Annotated in this window: 13 protein-coding genes; 9 read left to right on the plus strand and 4 right to left on the minus strand. The window is 71.6% G+C overall.

Annotated features, from left to right (window positions below):
* Positions 1-81 precede the first annotated feature (81 nt).
* From murJ to ACTWLT_RS08115, 7 genes are all read left to right on the plus strand, one after another.
* Positions 82-1,839 (plus strand): murein biosynthesis integral membrane protein MurJ, encoded by a 1,758-nt coding sequence (gene murJ, locus ACTWLT_RS08085; RefSeq protein WP_445317751.1) that lies wholly within the window; start codon positions 82-84, stop codon positions 1,837-1,839.
* A gap of 447 nt (positions 1,840-2,286) precedes the next feature.
* Positions 2,287-3,894 (plus strand): protein kinase family protein, encoded by a 1,608-nt coding sequence (locus ACTWLT_RS08090; RefSeq protein WP_445317752.1) that lies wholly within the window; start codon positions 2,287-2,289, stop codon positions 3,892-3,894.
* A 43-nt stretch (positions 3,895-3,937) separates the two neighbouring features.
* Positions 3,938-4,651 (plus strand): RNA polymerase sigma factor SigM, encoded by a 714-nt coding sequence (sigM, locus tag ACTWLT_RS08095; protein WP_445317753.1) that lies wholly within the window; start codon positions 3,938-3,940, stop codon positions 4,649-4,651.
* Positions 4,648-5,646 (plus strand): RsmA family anti-sigma factor, encoded by a 999-nt coding sequence (locus tag ACTWLT_RS08100; protein ID WP_445317754.1) that lies wholly within the window; start codon positions 4,648-4,650, stop codon positions 5,644-5,646. Before sigM ends, ACTWLT_RS08100 begins: the two co-directional genes overlap by 4 nt.
* A gap of 178 nt (positions 5,647-5,824) precedes the next feature.
* Positions 5,825-6,775, plus strand: coding sequence for a thioredoxin-disulfide reductase (trxB, locus tag ACTWLT_RS08105; RefSeq protein ID WP_252416940.1), 951 nt, complete (start codon positions 5,825-5,827; stop codon positions 6,773-6,775).
* A gap of 29 nt (positions 6,776-6,804) precedes the next feature.
* Positions 6,805-7,128: a thioredoxin gene (gene trxA / locus ACTWLT_RS08110; RefSeq protein ID WP_007453873.1), complete on the plus strand. Its 324-nt coding sequence runs from the start codon at positions 6,805-6,807 to the stop codon at positions 7,126-7,128.
* Positions 7,129-7,298: 170 nt separating this feature from the next.
* The gene (locus ACTWLT_RS08115; protein ID WP_252416941.1) at positions 7,299-8,465 is read left to right on the plus strand and encodes an N-acetylmuramoyl-L-alanine amidase; all 1,167 of its coding nucleotides are present in this window, start codon (positions 7,299-7,301) and stop codon (positions 8,463-8,465) included.
* Positions 8,466-8,484: 19 nt separating this feature from the next.
* On the opposite strand, the gene ACTWLT_RS08120 is transcribed toward ACTWLT_RS08115, so the two are convergent.
* A complete protein-coding gene (locus ACTWLT_RS08120) occupies positions 8,485-9,150 on the minus strand; it encodes a GNAT family N-acetyltransferase (RefSeq protein WP_074315552.1) in 666 nt (221 codons plus the stop codon).
* Between the two features lie 295 nt (positions 9,151-9,445).
* Here ACTWLT_RS08120 and ACTWLT_RS08125 point away from each other — a divergent pair, with 295 nt between their 5' ends.
* Together ACTWLT_RS08125 and ACTWLT_RS08130 are read left to right on the plus strand one after the other, a co-directional pair.
* Positions 9,446-10,759 carry an aminotransferase-like domain-containing protein gene (locus tag ACTWLT_RS08125; protein ID WP_252416943.1) on the plus strand — a complete coding sequence of 438 codons (1,314 nt, stop codon included), beginning with the start codon at positions 9,446-9,448 and terminating at the stop codon, positions 10,757-10,759.
* A gap of 7 nt (positions 10,760-10,766) precedes the next feature.
* The gene (locus tag ACTWLT_RS08130; RefSeq protein WP_252416944.1) at positions 10,767-11,771 is read left to right on the plus strand and encodes a D-alanine--D-alanine ligase family protein; all 1,005 of its coding nucleotides are present in this window, start codon (positions 10,767-10,769) and stop codon (positions 11,769-11,771) included.
* A gap of 87 nt (positions 11,772-11,858) precedes the next feature.
* Here ACTWLT_RS08130 and ACTWLT_RS08135 read toward each other — a convergent pair whose 3' ends face one another.
* The 3 genes from ACTWLT_RS08135 to ACTWLT_RS08145 form a co-directional block, all read right to left on the minus strand.
* The gene (locus ACTWLT_RS08135) at positions 11,859-12,890 is read right to left on the minus strand and encodes a hypothetical protein (protein WP_445317755.1); all 1,032 of its coding nucleotides are present in this window, start codon (positions 12,888-12,890) and stop codon (positions 11,859-11,861) included.
* A 1,586-nt stretch (positions 12,891-14,476) separates the two neighbouring features.
* Complete coding sequence (locus ACTWLT_RS08140) at positions 14,477-15,496, minus strand: ParB/RepB/Spo0J family partition protein (RefSeq protein ID WP_445317756.1); 1,020 nt, start codon at positions 15,494-15,496, stop codon at positions 14,477-14,479.
* A gap of 27 nt (positions 15,497-15,523) precedes the next feature.
* Positions 15,524-16,621, minus strand: a complete 1,098-nt coding sequence (locus tag ACTWLT_RS08145) for a ParA family protein (protein ID WP_445317848.1) — start codon at positions 16,619-16,621, stop codon at positions 15,524-15,526.
* Between the last annotated feature and the right edge of the window lie 7 nt (positions 16,622-16,628).

Raw genomic sequence — 16,628 nt, forward strand, 5'->3', positions numbered from 1 at the left:
CGCGGGTAACGGGTACCGGTTGACTATGGTCTGTGACGTGCGGGTCGGTGACCGGCTCGACGTACCCCTTGGAGGCTGGAGATGAGCGGCGGGCTCTACCGCAGCGCGAACGCCGCGCAGGACGGCGGTGCGGGAGCCGGCGTGCGCCCGGGGGACGGCGCCACGTTCATCTCCGCCGAGCCGCTGAACCAGCCGGCCATGGAGTCGACCGCACCTCCGCAGGAGCAGGTGGGCGAGGCCAGCGCCGCCGCCAACAGCGCGGTGATGGCCGTCGGCAGCCTGGTCAGCCGGGGTACGGGTTTCCTGCGCACACTGGTGCTGACCGCCGCGCTCGGTGGGGCACTGGTCGGTGACGCGTACACGACCGCGCAGATCCTCCCCGGGATGGTCTACGAGTTCCTGCTCGGCGGCATCCTCACCAGCGTGCTGATCCCGGTGCTGGTCCGCCGGCGCAGGATCGACGCCGACGGCGGCCAGGCGTACGCCCAGCGGCTGTTGACCCTCGCGGTGCTGACGCTCGCCGGGGCGGCGCTGCTGGCGGTGCTCTCGGCGGGCCTGCTGACCAAGCTCTACGCCGGTGACAACACCGGCGATGACTTCCGGGACCTGGTCAAGGCGCTGTCGTACCTGATGCTGCCGATGATCTTCTTCACCGGCCTCAGCGCGCTGATCAGCGCGGTGCTCAACACCCGGGGGCACTTCGCGGCCCCGATGTGGGCGCCGATCCTGAACAACATCGTGGTGATCGCCACCGCGGGGTTGTACATCGCGATCTTCGGTGCGGAGATCGTCCGGCCCGACGAGATGACCCCCGGCCGGATCCTGCTGATCGGTGGCGGCACCCTGCTCGGCGTCGCGATCCAGGCGGCCGGGCTGCTGCCGGCGCTGCGCAAGGTCGGCTTCCGCTGGCGGTTCCGGTTCGACTTCCGCACCCTCGGGCTGCGCGAGCTGGGCCGCCTCGGCGGCTGGATGTTCTGCTACGTCGCGGTCAGCCAGGTCGGCCTGATCGTGCTGTTCAACCTGCTGAACCGGGCCGGCAAGGAGAACGCGGCCGGCCCGCTGATCTACAACAACGTCTTCCTGCTGCTGATGATGGCGCACGGCATCATCGCCGTCTCGATCATCACGGCACTCATGCCCCGGATGAGCGCGGCCGCCGCCGACGGCCGGTACGCCGACGTCGCCGCCGACCTGTCCCGGGGCACCCGCACCGTCTCGGCGGTGCTCGCCCCGATCGCGGTCTGCTACGCCGTGCTGGCCACCCCGCTGGCCGTGGCGCTGTTCCGTTACGGCGCGTTCAGCGACGAGAACGCCGCGGACACCTCGCTGGTGCTGCTGCTGGCCGCGCTGGCGCTGGTGCCCTTCGCGATCAGCCAGCTCTTCACGTTCGCCTTCTACGCGCTGCCGGACACCCGCACCCCAGCGCTGATCAACATTCCGGTGGTGGCGCTGCGGATCGGCGTTCAGGTGGTGCTCTACGTGGCGTTCGCCGCCCACTTCGCGGCAGCCGGCATGATGATCGGCAACGCCGTCTCCTATCTGGCCGCGGCGTTCGCCTCCGCCTGGCTGCTGCGACCCCGGATCGGTCGGATCGGGATGGGCGCCATCCTGCGGACTCTCGGCCGGGTGGCGGTCGCCGCGCTCGGCGCCGCACTGGTCGGACTGCTGGTGGTGAGCCTCCTTCCCGGCGGCGACACGCCGAGTTGGGTGCAGGCCGTGGTGCAGCTGGTCATCGGCGGCGCGGTGATCGGCGGAACGTACCTGGGGCTGGCCATGGTGCTGCGGATCGGGGAGATCACCGAGGTGGTGGGTATGGTCCGCCGCCGACTCGGTCGCTGACCGCGACCATCCACACACCAGCGGTCAGTGTCCCCACGGTCCGTGACTGCGGATCACCAGGCTGGGGACGCTCCTGTGGATAACTCCGCGATTCGCCGGTCACCCGCCGGATCGGCCTGTGGATAACCAACCGTACGGCTGAGCGTGCCGACCCGATCGGTGGGAACATGCCGGTTGGCGGGAGCGCCAACCCGGGGCCGGCCCCGGCGTCGGTCACTTGCGGTGAAGCCGTAGATTGGCTAGTACATGTGCCAGCAACGTGGCTGACAACGGTCGTAACCGGACGACTTCCCCGACTCCCGGCACCCCGCCGGGTACGGCGGGAAGATGACATGTCGGAGAGACGGGCAACCCGGGTAAGGTCGCTCTCGACGGGTACGGCAGGGCGCCGACGCTGCGCGTCGACACCGGTCGGCCGGTTCCTTCGACGGCAGAGCGGGAAGCCACATGCCCAGCAGTTCGGGTCCATCGATCGACACGATCACCGAGGGAGGACGGGTGACCCAGGTCGGCGAGGGTCAGGAGGCGGACGAGAGCGCTCCGCCGGTCATGACCTTCGGTGCTCCCACGGCCGGTGAAATTCTCGCCGAGCGGTACGAGCTGGTTGAGCACATCAACAACGACAGCGCGGGTCGGCTGGTCTGGCGCGGGGTCGACGTCATCCTGCGCCGTCCCGTCGCGGTGGTGCTGCGATACCCGGGTGGCGACTCCGCCACCGAGATGCTCCAGGCCGCCGTCGCGGCCAGCCGGGTGATCCACCCCAACCTGGTCGGCGTCTACGACGCGATCGACGAGGCCGAGCGGGCCTACGTGGTGCGCGAGTGGGTCGACGGGCAGTCCCTGCGCGACCTGGCGACCGAGGGTCCACTGGACCCGGCCCGGGCAACGGCGATCGGCAACTCCGTCGCCAGCGCGCTCGCCGCCGTGCACGCCACCGGAATGGTGCACGGCAACGTCCACCCCGGCACCGTCATGATCAGTGACGAGGGCCGCGTGGTCCTGGCCGACGCCCGCACCGACGGTGACGACAGCCAGGAGAACGACATCCGGGCGGTCGGCGGCATCCTCTACTTCGCCCTCACCGGCCACTGGCCGCACGCCGAGGCACCGCTGCGCGGCGCCACCGCCGGCCACGGCCGGGCCGCCATCCCGGACGCGGTCCGCGACGCCGCCGGCGGGATCGCGGCCCCCCGCCAGGTCCGGGCCGGCGTGCCCGCGTACCTGGACGACCTGACCATGGACCTGCTCGACGCCGAGATCGCGCCACCCTCGTCCGACGTGCTCGCCGCCGAGCTGGCCCGGCTGGACGTGCCGGCCGAGGACGAGCACTACCTGGACAACAGCGGGCCGCTGCGGTTCGCCGCCGACACCGAGGAAGAGCCGTCTCCGCTGGCCGCGGCTGGCGGTCGCAAGGTCGCCGTGGGCATCGCCGGCCTGCTGGCGGTCGCCCTGGTCGGTCTGCTCATCGGCATCAGCGCGCTGAACGACGACGACAAGAAGCCGCAGAACAACGCGGCGGCCGCGCCCACCGCCACCGCCCCTGCCACCGAGGCCACCCCGGCCGCCGGCACGGCACGCAAGTTGACCGTGAAGGGCGTCCGGATCATCGACCCGGACAGCAAGAACCGCAGCGAGCTCGACGGCGCCGACAAGGTCATCGACGGTGACGAGGACAAGGGCTGGGAGACCGAGACCTACCGGGACCGGCCCAACTTCGGCAACCTGAAGAAGGGCATGGGGGTCTGGCTCGACCTCGGCGAACCGCGCAACGTCAAGTCGGTGCAGGCGGTGCTCTCGGCCACCAACGCGTCCGCCCAACTCCTCGCCGGCACGGTCAACCCGCCGTCGAGTTCGAACGGCGACAAGCAGTTGGTCGCGAACTACAAGACCGCCATCGGGCAGCCGTTCGAGGAGCACGACGGCACCACGATGACGTTCAACGGATTCGACGCGGACACGAAGTACCAGTACCTGCTGTTCTGGATCACTGAACTGCCCCCGGCCGAAGGTGGCTTCAAGCTGGGGGTGCAGGAGATCACGGTCCAGGGGTCGTGAGCTTGGCACCTCCACCAGGGCACCGCCTCCGCTGGACGCGGTGATGGACGGGCGCGACGCCGCAACCGACCTGGAGCTGCTGCGCGCCCACGTCGACGGGGACAGGGACGCCTTCACGGTGCTGTTCCACCGGCACCGCGACCGGCTCTGGGCGGTGGCCCTGCGAACCCTCGGGGACCGCGAGGAGGCCGCTGACGCCCTCCAGGACGCCCTGCTGTCGGCGCACCGTGCGGCCGGCCGCTTCCGGGGCGACTCGGCCGTCACCACCTGGCTGCACCGCATCGTGGTGAACGCCTGCCTCGATCGGATCCGACGCCGGCAGGCGCACCCCACCGTGCCGCTGCCCGACGGCACCCGGATCGACGACGGGTCGCGTACCGGCGGTGTGGAGCCGGCCGCACCGACGCAGGACCACGACACCGCACTGGTCGTCCGCGAGGCCCTCGCCGCACTGCCCTTCGAGCAGCGGGCCGCGCTGGTGCTGGTGGACGTGCAGGGCTACCCGGTGGCAGAGGTGGCCCGCATCCTCGGTGTCGCCGAGGGGACGGTGAAGAGCCGGTGCGCCCGGGGGCGGGCCCGGCTGGCCGTGTTGCTCGGGCACCTCCGCCCCGCCGCCAGCGCGACGCCGTCGGCCCACCCGGGTGCCAAGCCGGTCTCGGACGTGCCCATCGTCACCCCGGGGAACCCCCGCCTGGCCGACGGCGTCGGATCGGGGTCGGGCCGGTACCGGCGGGACGCCAATCAGGAGGACACGTGACGACCGAGGGATTCAGGGAGGTCGACGACGACCTGCTCGCTGACTACCTCGGCGAGGCGCTGGACGGCACGCCGCAGCAGGCGGAGGTCGCCCGGCTGGTGGACACCGACCCGGGCTGGGCCCAGGCGTACGCGCTGCTGGCCCCCGCGGTGACGGAGGTCCGCGCCGATCTGGCCCGGTGGGCCGAGCCCTCCCTGGAGCTGCCGTCGGCGGTCGCCGAACGAATCGCCGCAGCGCTGGCCGCCGCGGATCCGGTGCCCGACGACACCGAAACCGGCGAGGACACCGAGCCGGCTCCCGGCGCGCCCACTCGTGTGGTCCTTCCGGTGCAGGGTGGCAGCGGTCCCGGTCGCCCGCCCGCCGGCCCATCCCCGGTCGAATCGGAGCGCGGCACACCCACCGGTCCGGGTCGCCGGCGGCGACGTTGGGTTCGGCGCGGGGCACCGGCGGTGGCGGTCGCCGCGGTCGCCGTCATCGGGGTCGGGCTCGGCCTCAACCAGCTGTCCAGGAACGCCTCGGACACGGCCGACACCGGCGCCCTGAACCAGCCGGCCAGCGCACCCGAGGGCGCGGCGGCGGCCGGTGCCGTACGCACCACGGGACCGGCACTGCACAGCGGCACGGACTACACGCCCCAGATGCTCGGCGGCGCCACCGTCGAGCCGTCCGCCCGGCAACAGGCGAGCGGTTCTCCGGACGAGCAGCCCCGGGTGGACGCCGAGGAGGGCCGTCGGCCCTCGCCGAACGGGCTGGACCCGCTGGCGCGGTTGACCGACGAGGCCGCGCTGACCACCTGCCTGGCGGACGTGGCGGCCGAGCACGGCGCTGCCCCGCTGGTGGTCGAAGTGATCGACTACGCGCAGTTCCGGGGCGAACCGGCGCTGGTCATCCGGTTCACCGACGCGGCCGGGCTCCGCTGGGCCTGGGTGACCGGACCGGAGTGCGGGGTCCCCGGGTCCGGCTCGGACAGCCGGTATTCGGCGCGGGTAGGGTGAATCCACGGTCACCTGCGCGATGACCTTCTACGTGACCTGACCCACCGGATGCCCGTCTCGGGAATCCCCGGTTCGTACGATGGCGTTCTGGAAGTCAGTTCCGGCACCCCTGGGTTGCCGGACTTGGATCGGCATCGGTGCGCGCCGACGCCGAATACACACAACTCGGGAGACGGCAGTGGACGAGGTCCGCAACCTGATCATCATCGGCTCCGGGCCGGCCGGTTACACGGCGGCCGTCTACGCCGCGCGCGCCAACCTGAAGCCGTTGATCATCGAGGGCGTGCAGTCGGGTGGCGCGCTGATGACCACGACCGAGGTGGAGAACTTCCCCGGTTTCGCCGACGGCATCCTCGGCCCCGAGCTGATGGACAACATGCGTAAGCAGGCCGAGCGGTTCGGGGCGGAGTTCCTGACCGACGACGTGACCCGGGTGGAGCTGGTGGACACCGGCGACATCGGCTCCGGCGCGGTGAGCACCGTGTGGGTCGGCGAGACCGCCTACCGGGCCCGCGCCGTCATCCTCTCCACCGGTTCGGCCTGGCGTCCGCTCGGTGTGCCGGGCGAGCAGGAGTACCTCGGCCACGGCGTCTCCTCGTGCGCCACCTGTGACGGTTTCTTCTTCCGTAACCAGCACATCGTCGTCGTCGGCGGCGGCGACTCGGCGATGGAGGAGGCCAGCTTCCTCACCCGCTTCGCCGAGTCGGTCACCATCATCCACCGGCGCGACTCGTTCCGGGCCAGCAAGATCATGGCTGACCGGGCGCTGAGCAACGAGAAGATCAAGGTCGAGTGGAACAGCGCCGTCGAGGAGATCCTGGGCGAGGACGGCAAGGTCACCGGCGTGCGGGTCCGCAACGTGCACACCGGCGAGACCAAGGTGATGGACGTGACCGGCGTCTTCGTGGCCATCGGCCACGACCCCCGCAGTGAGCTCTTCCGCGACCAGGTCGAGATGGACGACGAGGGGTACGTGAAGGTCCAGGCTCCCAGCACCCGGACGAGCGTGCCCGGCGTCTTCGCCGCTGGCGACCTGGTCGACCACACCTACCGTCAGGCGATCACCGCGGCCGGCACCGGCTGTGCCGCCGCGCTCGACGCCGAGCGGTTCATCGCGACGATCAGCTGACAACGGAAACATCCCGGAGGAGGGGCATAGTGGGAAATACCAAGGCGGTCACGGACGCGAGTTTCGTCGCCGACGTGCTGCAGGCCGACAAGCCGGTTCTGGTGGACTTCTGGGCCGAGTGGTGCGGGCCGTGCCGCAAGGTGTCGCCGCTGCTCGAGGAGATCGCGGGCGAGATGGGTGACCAGGTCACCATCGTCAAGCTCAACATCGACGAGAACCCGGAGACCGCGCGGGCCTACCGGGTGATGTCGGTGCCGACGCTCACCGTGTTCAAGAACGGCCAGCCGGTGCAGTCGATCGCTGGCGCCAAGCCGAAGGGCGAGCTGGTCCGGCTTATTGAATCGGCCCTCTGACCAGCAGAAACGTCACCGAACCCCGTACCCGGTCCCCGGGTGCGGGGTTCGCTGTTTTCCGGACCCACGCCATCGGCGTTTTTCCGGCCCGAGCCACCTCGCCGCCCCGGAACGCATAGCCTCAAGCCTGGGCCGCCCGGCCAGCCAGCGTCGTGCAGAGGGGGTCGTGCGTGCGTCCGATCCGACCCGGTGACCGGGGACCCGCGGTCACCGAGATCCGTACCATCCTCACCGGCCTCGACCTGCTCGCCTCCACCGCCGGCCCACCGGTGGACGAGTTCGATCTCGACACCGAGCGGGCGGTCCGCGCCTTCCAGCAGTCGCGAGGGCTCAGCGTGGACGGCCGGGTCGGATCGGAGACCTGGGGTGCGTTGGACGCCGCCCGCTGGCGGCTCGGCGCCCGCACCCTCTACCACGCGGTCCCCGTGCCCCTCACCGGCGAGGACGTCAGGTCGCTCCAGGAGCGACTGCTGGAGATGGGGTACGACGTGGGCCGGGCGGACGCCATCTACGGCATCCGGACCTCCCGCGCGGTGGCCCAGTTCCAACGCGAGGTCGGGCTCACGCCCGACGGCTCCTGCGGACCGCAGACCATGAACGCGCTGCGCCGCATCGGCCGCAAGGTCGTCGGCGGCCGCCCCCAGTGGCTACGCGAGTCCGACGCGATCCGGCAGTCCGGGCCGGCGCTGGTCGGCAAGACGGTCGTCATCGACCCGGGCCACGGGGGCACCGACCCGGGCGTGGTGGTGCCCGACGGGCCGCTGCGCTGGACGGAGGCGGACCTGGTGCACGACCTCGCCAGCCGGCTGGAGGGGCGGCTCGCCGCGTCCGGCGTACGGGTGCAGCTCACCCGGGGTCCGGCGCCCGACAGTTGCCTGCCGGACACCGACCGCGCGCTGCTGGCCAACTCGCTCGGCGCCGACGTCTTCATCTCCCTGCACCTGGACGGGCACGCCAACCCGGACGCGGAGGGGGTGGCGACCTACCACTACGGCACCGACAACGGCGTGACCTCGGCGACGGGCGAGAGGCTGGCCGGGCTGGTGCAACGCGAGATCGTCGCGCGGACCGGGCTGCGGGACTGCCGTACCCACGCCAAGGCGTGGGACCTGCTGCGGCTGACCCGGATGCCGGCGGTACGGGTCGAGGTCGGTTACCTCACCTCGCCGTCGGACCGCGCCCGCCTGACCGACCCGCGGTTCCGGGACCGGGTGGTGGAGGCGATCGTGGCCGCGGTACAGCGGATGTACTTCCCGATCGAGCGGGACGTGCCGACCGGCTCCATCGACGTCAGCGAGCTGCGGGCTGTGGTGGCCGCCGGCACCGTGATCGACTGAGGCCGGCGTCGGCGTTCGGTCAGCCGCCGGTGGAACGGGTGGCCGGGGCCGGACGGACGGGCCGGAGCAGGGTCTCGGGGCTCATCGAGCCGAGCAGCTTCTCCAACGCGTACTCGACGTCGGACTTCCAGCTCAGCGCGGTGCGCAGCTCCAACCGCAGCCGGGGGAACCGGGGATGCGGACGGACGGTCTTGAACCCGACGGAGAGGAAGAAGTCGGCCGGCGCGACGCAGCCGCCCGCCGGGTCGTCAGCGTCGCCGAACTTCGCGTCGCCGAACGCCTCGATCGCCTTGATCCCCCGCTTGGTCAGGTCCCGGGCGACGCCCTGCACCAGCATCCGACCCAGCCCGCCGCCGGCGAACGCCGCGACCACGTTGGCGGTCATCAACAACGCCGCGTCGGCGGAGACGGGCGAGGTGGGGAACGCCATCGACCGGGGCACGTACGCGGGCGGGGCGTACATCACGAAGCCCGCCGGCATCCCGTCGACGTACGCGAGTTTGCCGCAGGAGCCCCACTCCAGCAGCGTCTGGGAGACCCACGCCTCCTTCTCCAGGCCCGGATCCCCGGCGGCACAGGCCCGGTCGGCGGAGACCGGGTCCAACTCCCAGTAGACGCACTGGCGGCACGGGCGAGGAAGGTCTTCCAACGTGTCGAGGGTCAGGCTGACCAGACGTCGCGACATATGGCGCATCCCCACAATAGGCTCGGTGGTAAGACCGGCATGGAACGACAGCGCCGCCTTCCTGCCCCCGACGAGCGATCGTACGCCGCCGATCGGCGGTACGGGAGGGGACGCGCAGATGGCCACCGCACCGGGGGACACCGGGAGCGGTCCGGGATGTGGAAGGTCCGCCTCGGCAGGCCTGCACCCTGGCTCCGGCGGACTAGGATCGACAATCGGTGTCCCCGCCGCCATGGTCGCCAGCGTCCGGGGTACCCGCAGCGGGAACCACCCGAGCAGCGATCGAGGTGAGGTCATGACCGGCACGACGCTCGACGACTACACCGACCGGTACGCCCGGCGGGTACGCGGGATGACCGCCTCCGAGATCCGAGCACTCTTCGCGGTGGCCAGCCGGCCGGAGGTCGTCTCGCTCGCCGGTGGAGCGCCGTACATCGCCGCCCTGCCGCTCGACGCGGTCGGTGAGATGCTCGGTCGGCTCGGCTCCGAGCACGGTGTGACCACCCTCCAGTACGGCATTGGTCAGGGCACCCTCGAGTTGCGCGAGCGGATCTGCGAGGTGATGACCCTCTCCGGGATCGACGCCGCCTGCGGCGCGTCGCCGGAGGACGTGGTCGTCACCGTGGGAGGGCAGCAGGCGCTGGACCTGGTGGCCCGGCTCTTCCTCGACCCGGGTGACGTGGTGCTCGCCGAAGGGCCGACGTACGTCGGCGCGCTCGGAGTGTTCCAGGCCGCCCAGGCGCAGGTGGTCCACATCCCGATGGACGCCGACGGGCTGATCCCGGAGGCGCTGGAGACGGCCATCGACGACCTGGCCCGGGCCGGCCGACGGGTGAAGTTCCTCTACACCATCCCCACCTACCAGAACCCGACCGGCGTGACGCTCAGCGAGGAGCGCCGGGAACGCGTCCTCGACATCTGCGAGCGCGCCGGTCTCCTCGTCGTCGAGGACGACCCGTACGGCCAGCTGGGGTTCGAGGGCGAGGCGCCGGCGCCGTTGCGGGCCCGCCGCCGCGACGGGGTCTTCTACCTCAGCACCTTCTCCAAGACCTTCGCCCCAGGGCTGCGGGTGGGCTGGATCCTGGCGCCGCACGCGGTCCGCGACAAGCTGGTCATCGCGAGCGAGGCGCAGATCCTCTGCCCCAGCGGCTACGCCCAGGCCGCCGTGGCGACGTACCTGAGCACCATGCCGTGGCGGCAGCAGCTCAAGGTCTACCGCGAGGTCTACCGCGAACGCCGGGACGCCATGCTCGACGCGCTGGCCGACCTGATGCCCGAGGGCACCAGCTGGACCACCCCGGCCGGTGGCCTCTTCGTCTGGGCAACCCTGCCGGACGGGCTGGACTCGAAGGCCATGATGCCGCGCGCGGTCGCCGCCCGGGTCGCCTACGTGCCCGGCACCGGCTTCTACGCCGACGGTACCGGCACCGGCACCATGCGGCTCAACTTCAGCTTCCCGCCGCCGGAGCGGATCCGTGAAGGCGTCCGCCGGCTGGCCGGCGTGATGGAGCAGGAGATCGCGATGCGCCGGGTCTTCGGCGCCGTGGGCGGTGCCGCCGGGCGACGCGGCCGGGCCGGCTCCGACGTGCCGGGCCCCGACTTGGCATGATGCCGGCATGGGTACGACCGCTGCCGAGCGCTTCCTCGTGACCGATTCCGCCATCGCGGCCGACCTGCGCGTGCTGGTACTCGCCGGCGGGCTCTCCTACGAGCGGGACGTGTCGCTGCGCTCCGGTCGCCGAGTGCTCGACGCGTTGCGCGCTGTCGGGATGGAGGCCGACCTGCGGGACGCCGATGTGGCCCTGCTGCCGGCGCTGGCCGCCGACCCGCCGGACGCGGTGGTGATCGCACTGCACGGCGCCACCGGCGAGGACGGCTCACTGCGCGGCGTCCTGGACCTGTGCGACGTCCCCTACGTCGGCTGCGACGCCCGTGCCTCCCGGCTCGCCTGGGACAAGCCCTCGGCCAAGGCCGTGCTCCGCGAGGCTGGCATCCCCACCCCGGACTGGGTGGCCCTGCCCCACGACCGTTTCTCCGAGCTGGGCGCGGTCGCCGTGCTGGACCGGATCGCCGACCGGCTGGGCCTGCCCCTGATGGTCAAGCCCGCCCAGGGCGGTTCAGGGCTGGGTGCCGCCGTGGTCCGGGACACCGCGTCGCTGCCGGCCGCGATGGTCGGCTGCTTCGCGTACGACTCCACGGCCCTCGTGGAGCGCTACGTACCCGGCATGGACGTGGCGGTCTCGGTCGTCGACCTCGGTGACGGCCCGCAAGCGCTGCCCCCGGTGGAGATCGTGCCCCGCAACGGGGTGTACGACTACGCCGCCCGCTACACCGCCGGTCGGACCACGTGGCACGCTCCGGCCCGGCTGGACCCGGAGGTGGCCGCCACCGTGGCCGACGTGGCCCTCGCCGCGCACACCGCGCTCGGTCTGCGGGACCTCTCCCGAGTCGACGTGATCGTGGACGCGGCCGGCCAGCCGCACGTACTTGAGGTCAACGTGTCGCCCGGCATGACGGAGACGTCGCTGCTCCCGCTCGCCGTGCAGGCCGCCGGCCTGGACTTCGGCCGGCTGCTCGGCTCCCTGGTCAACCGGGCCGTCGCGCGCCGCATCACCAGCTGACCTCCGAACTCAGTAGCCGGCCCACCCGGTCATGGGTTGGCGGACGCCACACGCGGTGCCGCCGCCAACCTCATGACCGGCTGACGATCAGCGGATCGTCGGCACGTCCGTCGGTGCGCTGCGGCCGTTGTCGCGTGGAGTGTCGGCCGCCCCAGCGGCGGACGGGGTGTCGGCCGCAGCAGCGGAGGCGGGCGGGGTGTCGGCCGCCGCTTCCGTGGCGGTGCCACGGTCGAGGGCGGTCGGATCGGCGGTGACGACCGTCTGGGCGCTGCCAGTGGATGCCGGTTTGGCGGCGGCCTCCCCGGAGTTGGTGCCGGGCACCGGATCGGCCGTCGGCGCGACCGCCGATGCGGTGGTCCTGGCCGCGGATGCCGGGACGGCCGGCTCGTCTGCCGCACCGGTCCCGGTGTCCGTACCGTCGCCGTCGGACTCGGGCGTTGGCTCCGGAATCTCCCCGGCCGCCTCGATGACCGACACGGCCTCCGCCGCGGCCGCGGCGGCGTCCGCCGCGGCCGACTGGGCCAGCAGACTTGACGGTGCCTGCCACTGGATGCGGGGCGGCTCGGCGAGCGGCCGGCCACCGAACTCGGCCAGCCAGGCGGCCACGAGCGCCAGATTCTCCCGCCACTGCGCCTCGGAGATCGGCGGCAGGATCGAGTCCCACAGCGACAGGAAGGTGCCCCGCAGCTGAAGGCGACCGTACGGCCGGGCGAGGAACCACATGTGCAGGTGAGCTGAGCCGTCGCCCCACCGGTTGACGTGCACCCGCGCCACGCCGTCCAGCGAACGGATGGCCCGCTCCAGGCGGACGGTCATCACGCCCAACTCGGCGGCGAGCAGGTTCGGCAGGTCACCGAGGTCGAGGTGGGTGCGGGATTCGAGGATGAGCACCATGGGCAGGCCGGTCGGGCGGTCCATGGCACGTACGCGCCACCGCTCACCCACCCAGATGTAGGCGTCGTCGGGAGCGTTGCAGGCGGTGCATTCCCGGAGGCCCTCGCCCTTGCGTGGCGGTTCGACCGGGACCGGATCGTCGAGCTGCTTCACGCGGAGGTCTCCCTCGAAGGGGAAGGAGGGCCACTGGGTGAAGTCCGGGACTGAGGGAGGGGTGTCGTGCACGACGCTGACCCTAACCGAGTCTGGCACCGCTGTCCCTACCTGTTCGATCGGCATGGGCCGCCCGAATCAGTGCTCATCGTCGATCGAGGTACGGGCCACCGGCTTCACGATGCAGCGATATCCACAGGCTGCCGAGATCCTGAATACACCCCGTCATCCACAGGCTGGCACCCGCTTTCACGCGGTGTTTCACGTGAAACGGGGGGTGCCTGTGGACAACCGGTGTGGATAACTTTTCGGCCCCTCAGTCGTTGCCCGACAACCGCTCCTAGGGGTCGGCGAGGGCTCCGCCACCCGTCGGCTTCGGGACGGTGTCGGGACTCGATGGTGGGCCGGCCAGTGGGCCGCTCGTTCGGGGCAGCGACACCGGCGCGTGGTGCCGGGCGCCAATGGCGACTGAGGGAATGAGCGGCGGGCACGGCGGCCGTACCGGGCGCCAGACGGCGTGCCCGCCTTGAAGGACGGATGTCTTCTGGCGCAGATCACGCCGGCCGATCCGGGTCTGCTCGTCGCACGTCCTGAGGCTGCTCCGCCAGGTCCTGGTCCAGCCGCTCTGCGCCGCCTGCTTCGGTCGGGCACGCGAGGCCGGTCCGATCGCCCGATCGCCTCCCAGACCGGACGACCGTCTAGGCCCCCGGCCACCCCGCGAGCCCGCACGACGGCCCAAGGCCAGGACCATCCGAAGACCGGGGGTCACCCTGAGGCGGCCGACACTCAGGGCCTGAACCACCACCAAGGACTCGACGGCGGCCCGTGGCCTTCGCCTCCACGCCGCCGTGCTGGGCCAAGATCTACACAGTTTCAGGGATGTTGTGGTCTCCACCGCTCAGGAGCCAACAACATCCCTGAAGTTGTGGCCCGCGCCGGTCGCCGCGTTGATTTTCAGGCGTCAGGCAGGGCTTCGACGCTGCGCCGTTAGGCCAGAGGGAGTGGGAGGTGGGAGGCGTCGAGTAGACGGCACGTGCGGAGGTGCGGGGCACGCGGGAGTACCGGCCTGAAGGCCCGAAGGTGGGAGACGCGGACGCGGAGAGGCGGACTTGGAGACGCGGGGCACGCGGCCGCCGCAGCAGTGGCGCAGACGTCGGCAATCCACAGCGGCCAGCAGGCCCGTGAGACGACTCGACCACCAAGACCACCCGGCGCGGCGTTCAAGGCGGCAGCGGGGCACTCAGCGGCCCACAAGGGCCGTTCCGTCGCCGGTCGACCCTGGCGGTCCGCAATCAAAGTGACGAGCCTCCGTTTCACGTGAAACGAGCCGGATCTGCGAGGAGGACAAGGGATCTCTCCGGCTCCACCGTTCAGCCGGGCGACCGGGGCCAGCACCGCGGCCTCCTCGGCGATGCCGTCCGGAGGCGCCACGGCGGTAGGCACCGTCTCGCCTGGGGCGTCGCCACCGGCTGCCGGATCGGCGGGACGGACCGGCAGGACGAGGACGTCGAGCCGGTCGGGCTCGGCGATCGGGCGGATGGCGAACCGTCTCGACGCCCCGGCCGCGAACCGCACCCGTTTCACGTGAAACCGGCGGAGGCGGAATGCAGAGCGGCCGCGCACCCGAAGGGAAGCGCGGCCGCAGGAGGCAGGGGAGGTCAGTCCTCGGCCCCGCCCTCCTGTTGCACTCCGATGATCCCGACGATCCGCTCCAGGTCGTCCACCGTCGCGAACTCGATCGTGATCTTGCCCTTGCTCCGGCCGATGTCCACCTTCACCCGGGTGTCGAACCGGTCCGACAGCCGATCGGCCAGGTCGGTCAGGGCCGGCGCGTGCGGCTTCGGGCGCCGCTTCGCGGCCTGGCCCTTCGCCGACCCGTCGTTCAGGGTCAGAGCCACGATCTCCTCGGTCGCCCGAACGGACAGGCCCTCGGCCACGATTCGCAGCGCCAACTGCTCCTGGGCTTCCGCCTCGTCGAGACTCAGCAGTGCCCGGGCGTGGCCCGCGGACAGGATCCCCGCGGCGACCCGCCGCTGCACCTGCGCCGGCAGGTTCAGCAGCCGAATGGTGTTGGAGATCTGCGGGCGGCTCCGCCCGATCCGGCGGGCCAACTCCTCGTGGGTGGCGCCGAACTCCTCCAGCAGCTGCTGGTACGCGGCCGCCTCTTCGAGCGGGTTCAGGTTGGCCCGGTGGATGTTCTCCAGCAGCGCGTCGCGGAGCATGGCGTCGTCGCGGGTGTCCCGGACGATCGCCGGGATGTTCTCCCGCCCGACGGCCTGGGCGGCCCGCCACCGCCGCTCGCCCATCACCAGCTCGTACTTCTCGTCGTCGAGCTGGCGGACGACGATGGGCTGGAGGAACCCGACCTCCTGGATCGAGATCTTCAGCTCCTCCAGCGCATCTTCGTCGAAGACCTGCCGGGGCTGCTTCGGGTTGGGCACGATCGCGTCGACCGGGATCTCGGCGAAGCGGGCCCCCGGCACCGGGCTGAGTGTCGACTCCGGCTGCGGCGGCGGGCCGGAGGGCGTCACCGCCGGCAGCGCAGCGGCGGCCGCCTCGTCATCCACATGCCCGTTCTCCGGCTCGGCCGTCACGGTGCCGGCGGAACCCGGCGCCGGCCCGGTCGGGATGAGCGCCCCAAGGCCTCGACCCAGACCGCCCCGAGGACGGTTCTTCATGCCACGCCTCCCAGCGATTCGTCCGCACTACGCATTCCGGCCCACCGGCTCCTTCACGCCCCGCTCGGCGATTTCCTGAGCCGCCTCGAAGTAACTCGTGGCACCCCGCGAACCGGGATCGTAGGTCATCACCGACTGGCCGTAGCTGGGTGCCTCGGACACTCGGACGTTGCGGGGGATGACCGCCTGGAGGACCTTGTCGCCGAAGTGGTTCCGGACGTCCTGCTCGACCGCGTCCGCGAGGCGGGTACGGCGGTCGTACATGGTCAGCAGGATGGTGGAGACATCGAGCTTGGGGTTGAGGTGTTGCCGCACCAGGTTGATGTTGTTGATCAGCTGGTTGAGCCCCTCCAGCGCGTAGTACTCGCACTGGATCGGGATCAGCACCTCCTGCGCGGCGACCAACGCGTTGACCGTGAGCAGGCCGAGCGAGGGCGGGCAATCGATGAAGACGTAGTCGAACTGCCCGGGGTAGGCAGCGATGGCCCGGTCGAGGCGCGACTCCCGCGCCACCACCGACACCAGCTCGATCTCCGCGCCGGCCAGGTCGATCGTCGCCGGTACGCACCAGAGGTTCGGGATGCCCTCGACCGCCTGCGCCACCTCGGACAGCGGCACGCTGTTGATGAGGCAGTCGTAGACGTCGGGGATGCCGGTGTGGTGCGGGACGTTGAGCCCGGTCGAGGCGTTGCCCTGCGGGTCCAGGTCGACCACGAGCACCCGGTTGCCGTGCAGGGCGAGCGCCACCGCAAGGTTGACGGTGGTCGTGGTCTTGCCCACGCCGCCCTTCTGGTTCGCGACGCACATGACCCGGGTCCGGTCCGGCCGAGGCATGGTCACCTCGCCACTGGGATTCAGGATCTGCACGGCGCGCATCGCCTCCATAGCCAACGGTGGGTCATCCTCTTCGCGCGTCGGGGTTTCACGTGAAACGTACGTGGAGTCGTCTGCAACGGCGGCCAGCGACTCGGCCGACGCGACGGGCATGTCGGCGACCGCCGGCGCGGCGTCCCGACCCGCCGCGTTGGGTTGTTGCGGTACGGCCGGCTCGAAGCGGACCGACGCTGCGGTGTTCCGTCGCCCCGAGGCCGTTCGCACCTCTGCGGCGTTGACCGGCCGGGCCAATCCCTCC

The organism is Micromonospora yongxingensis, assembly GCF_052601155.1.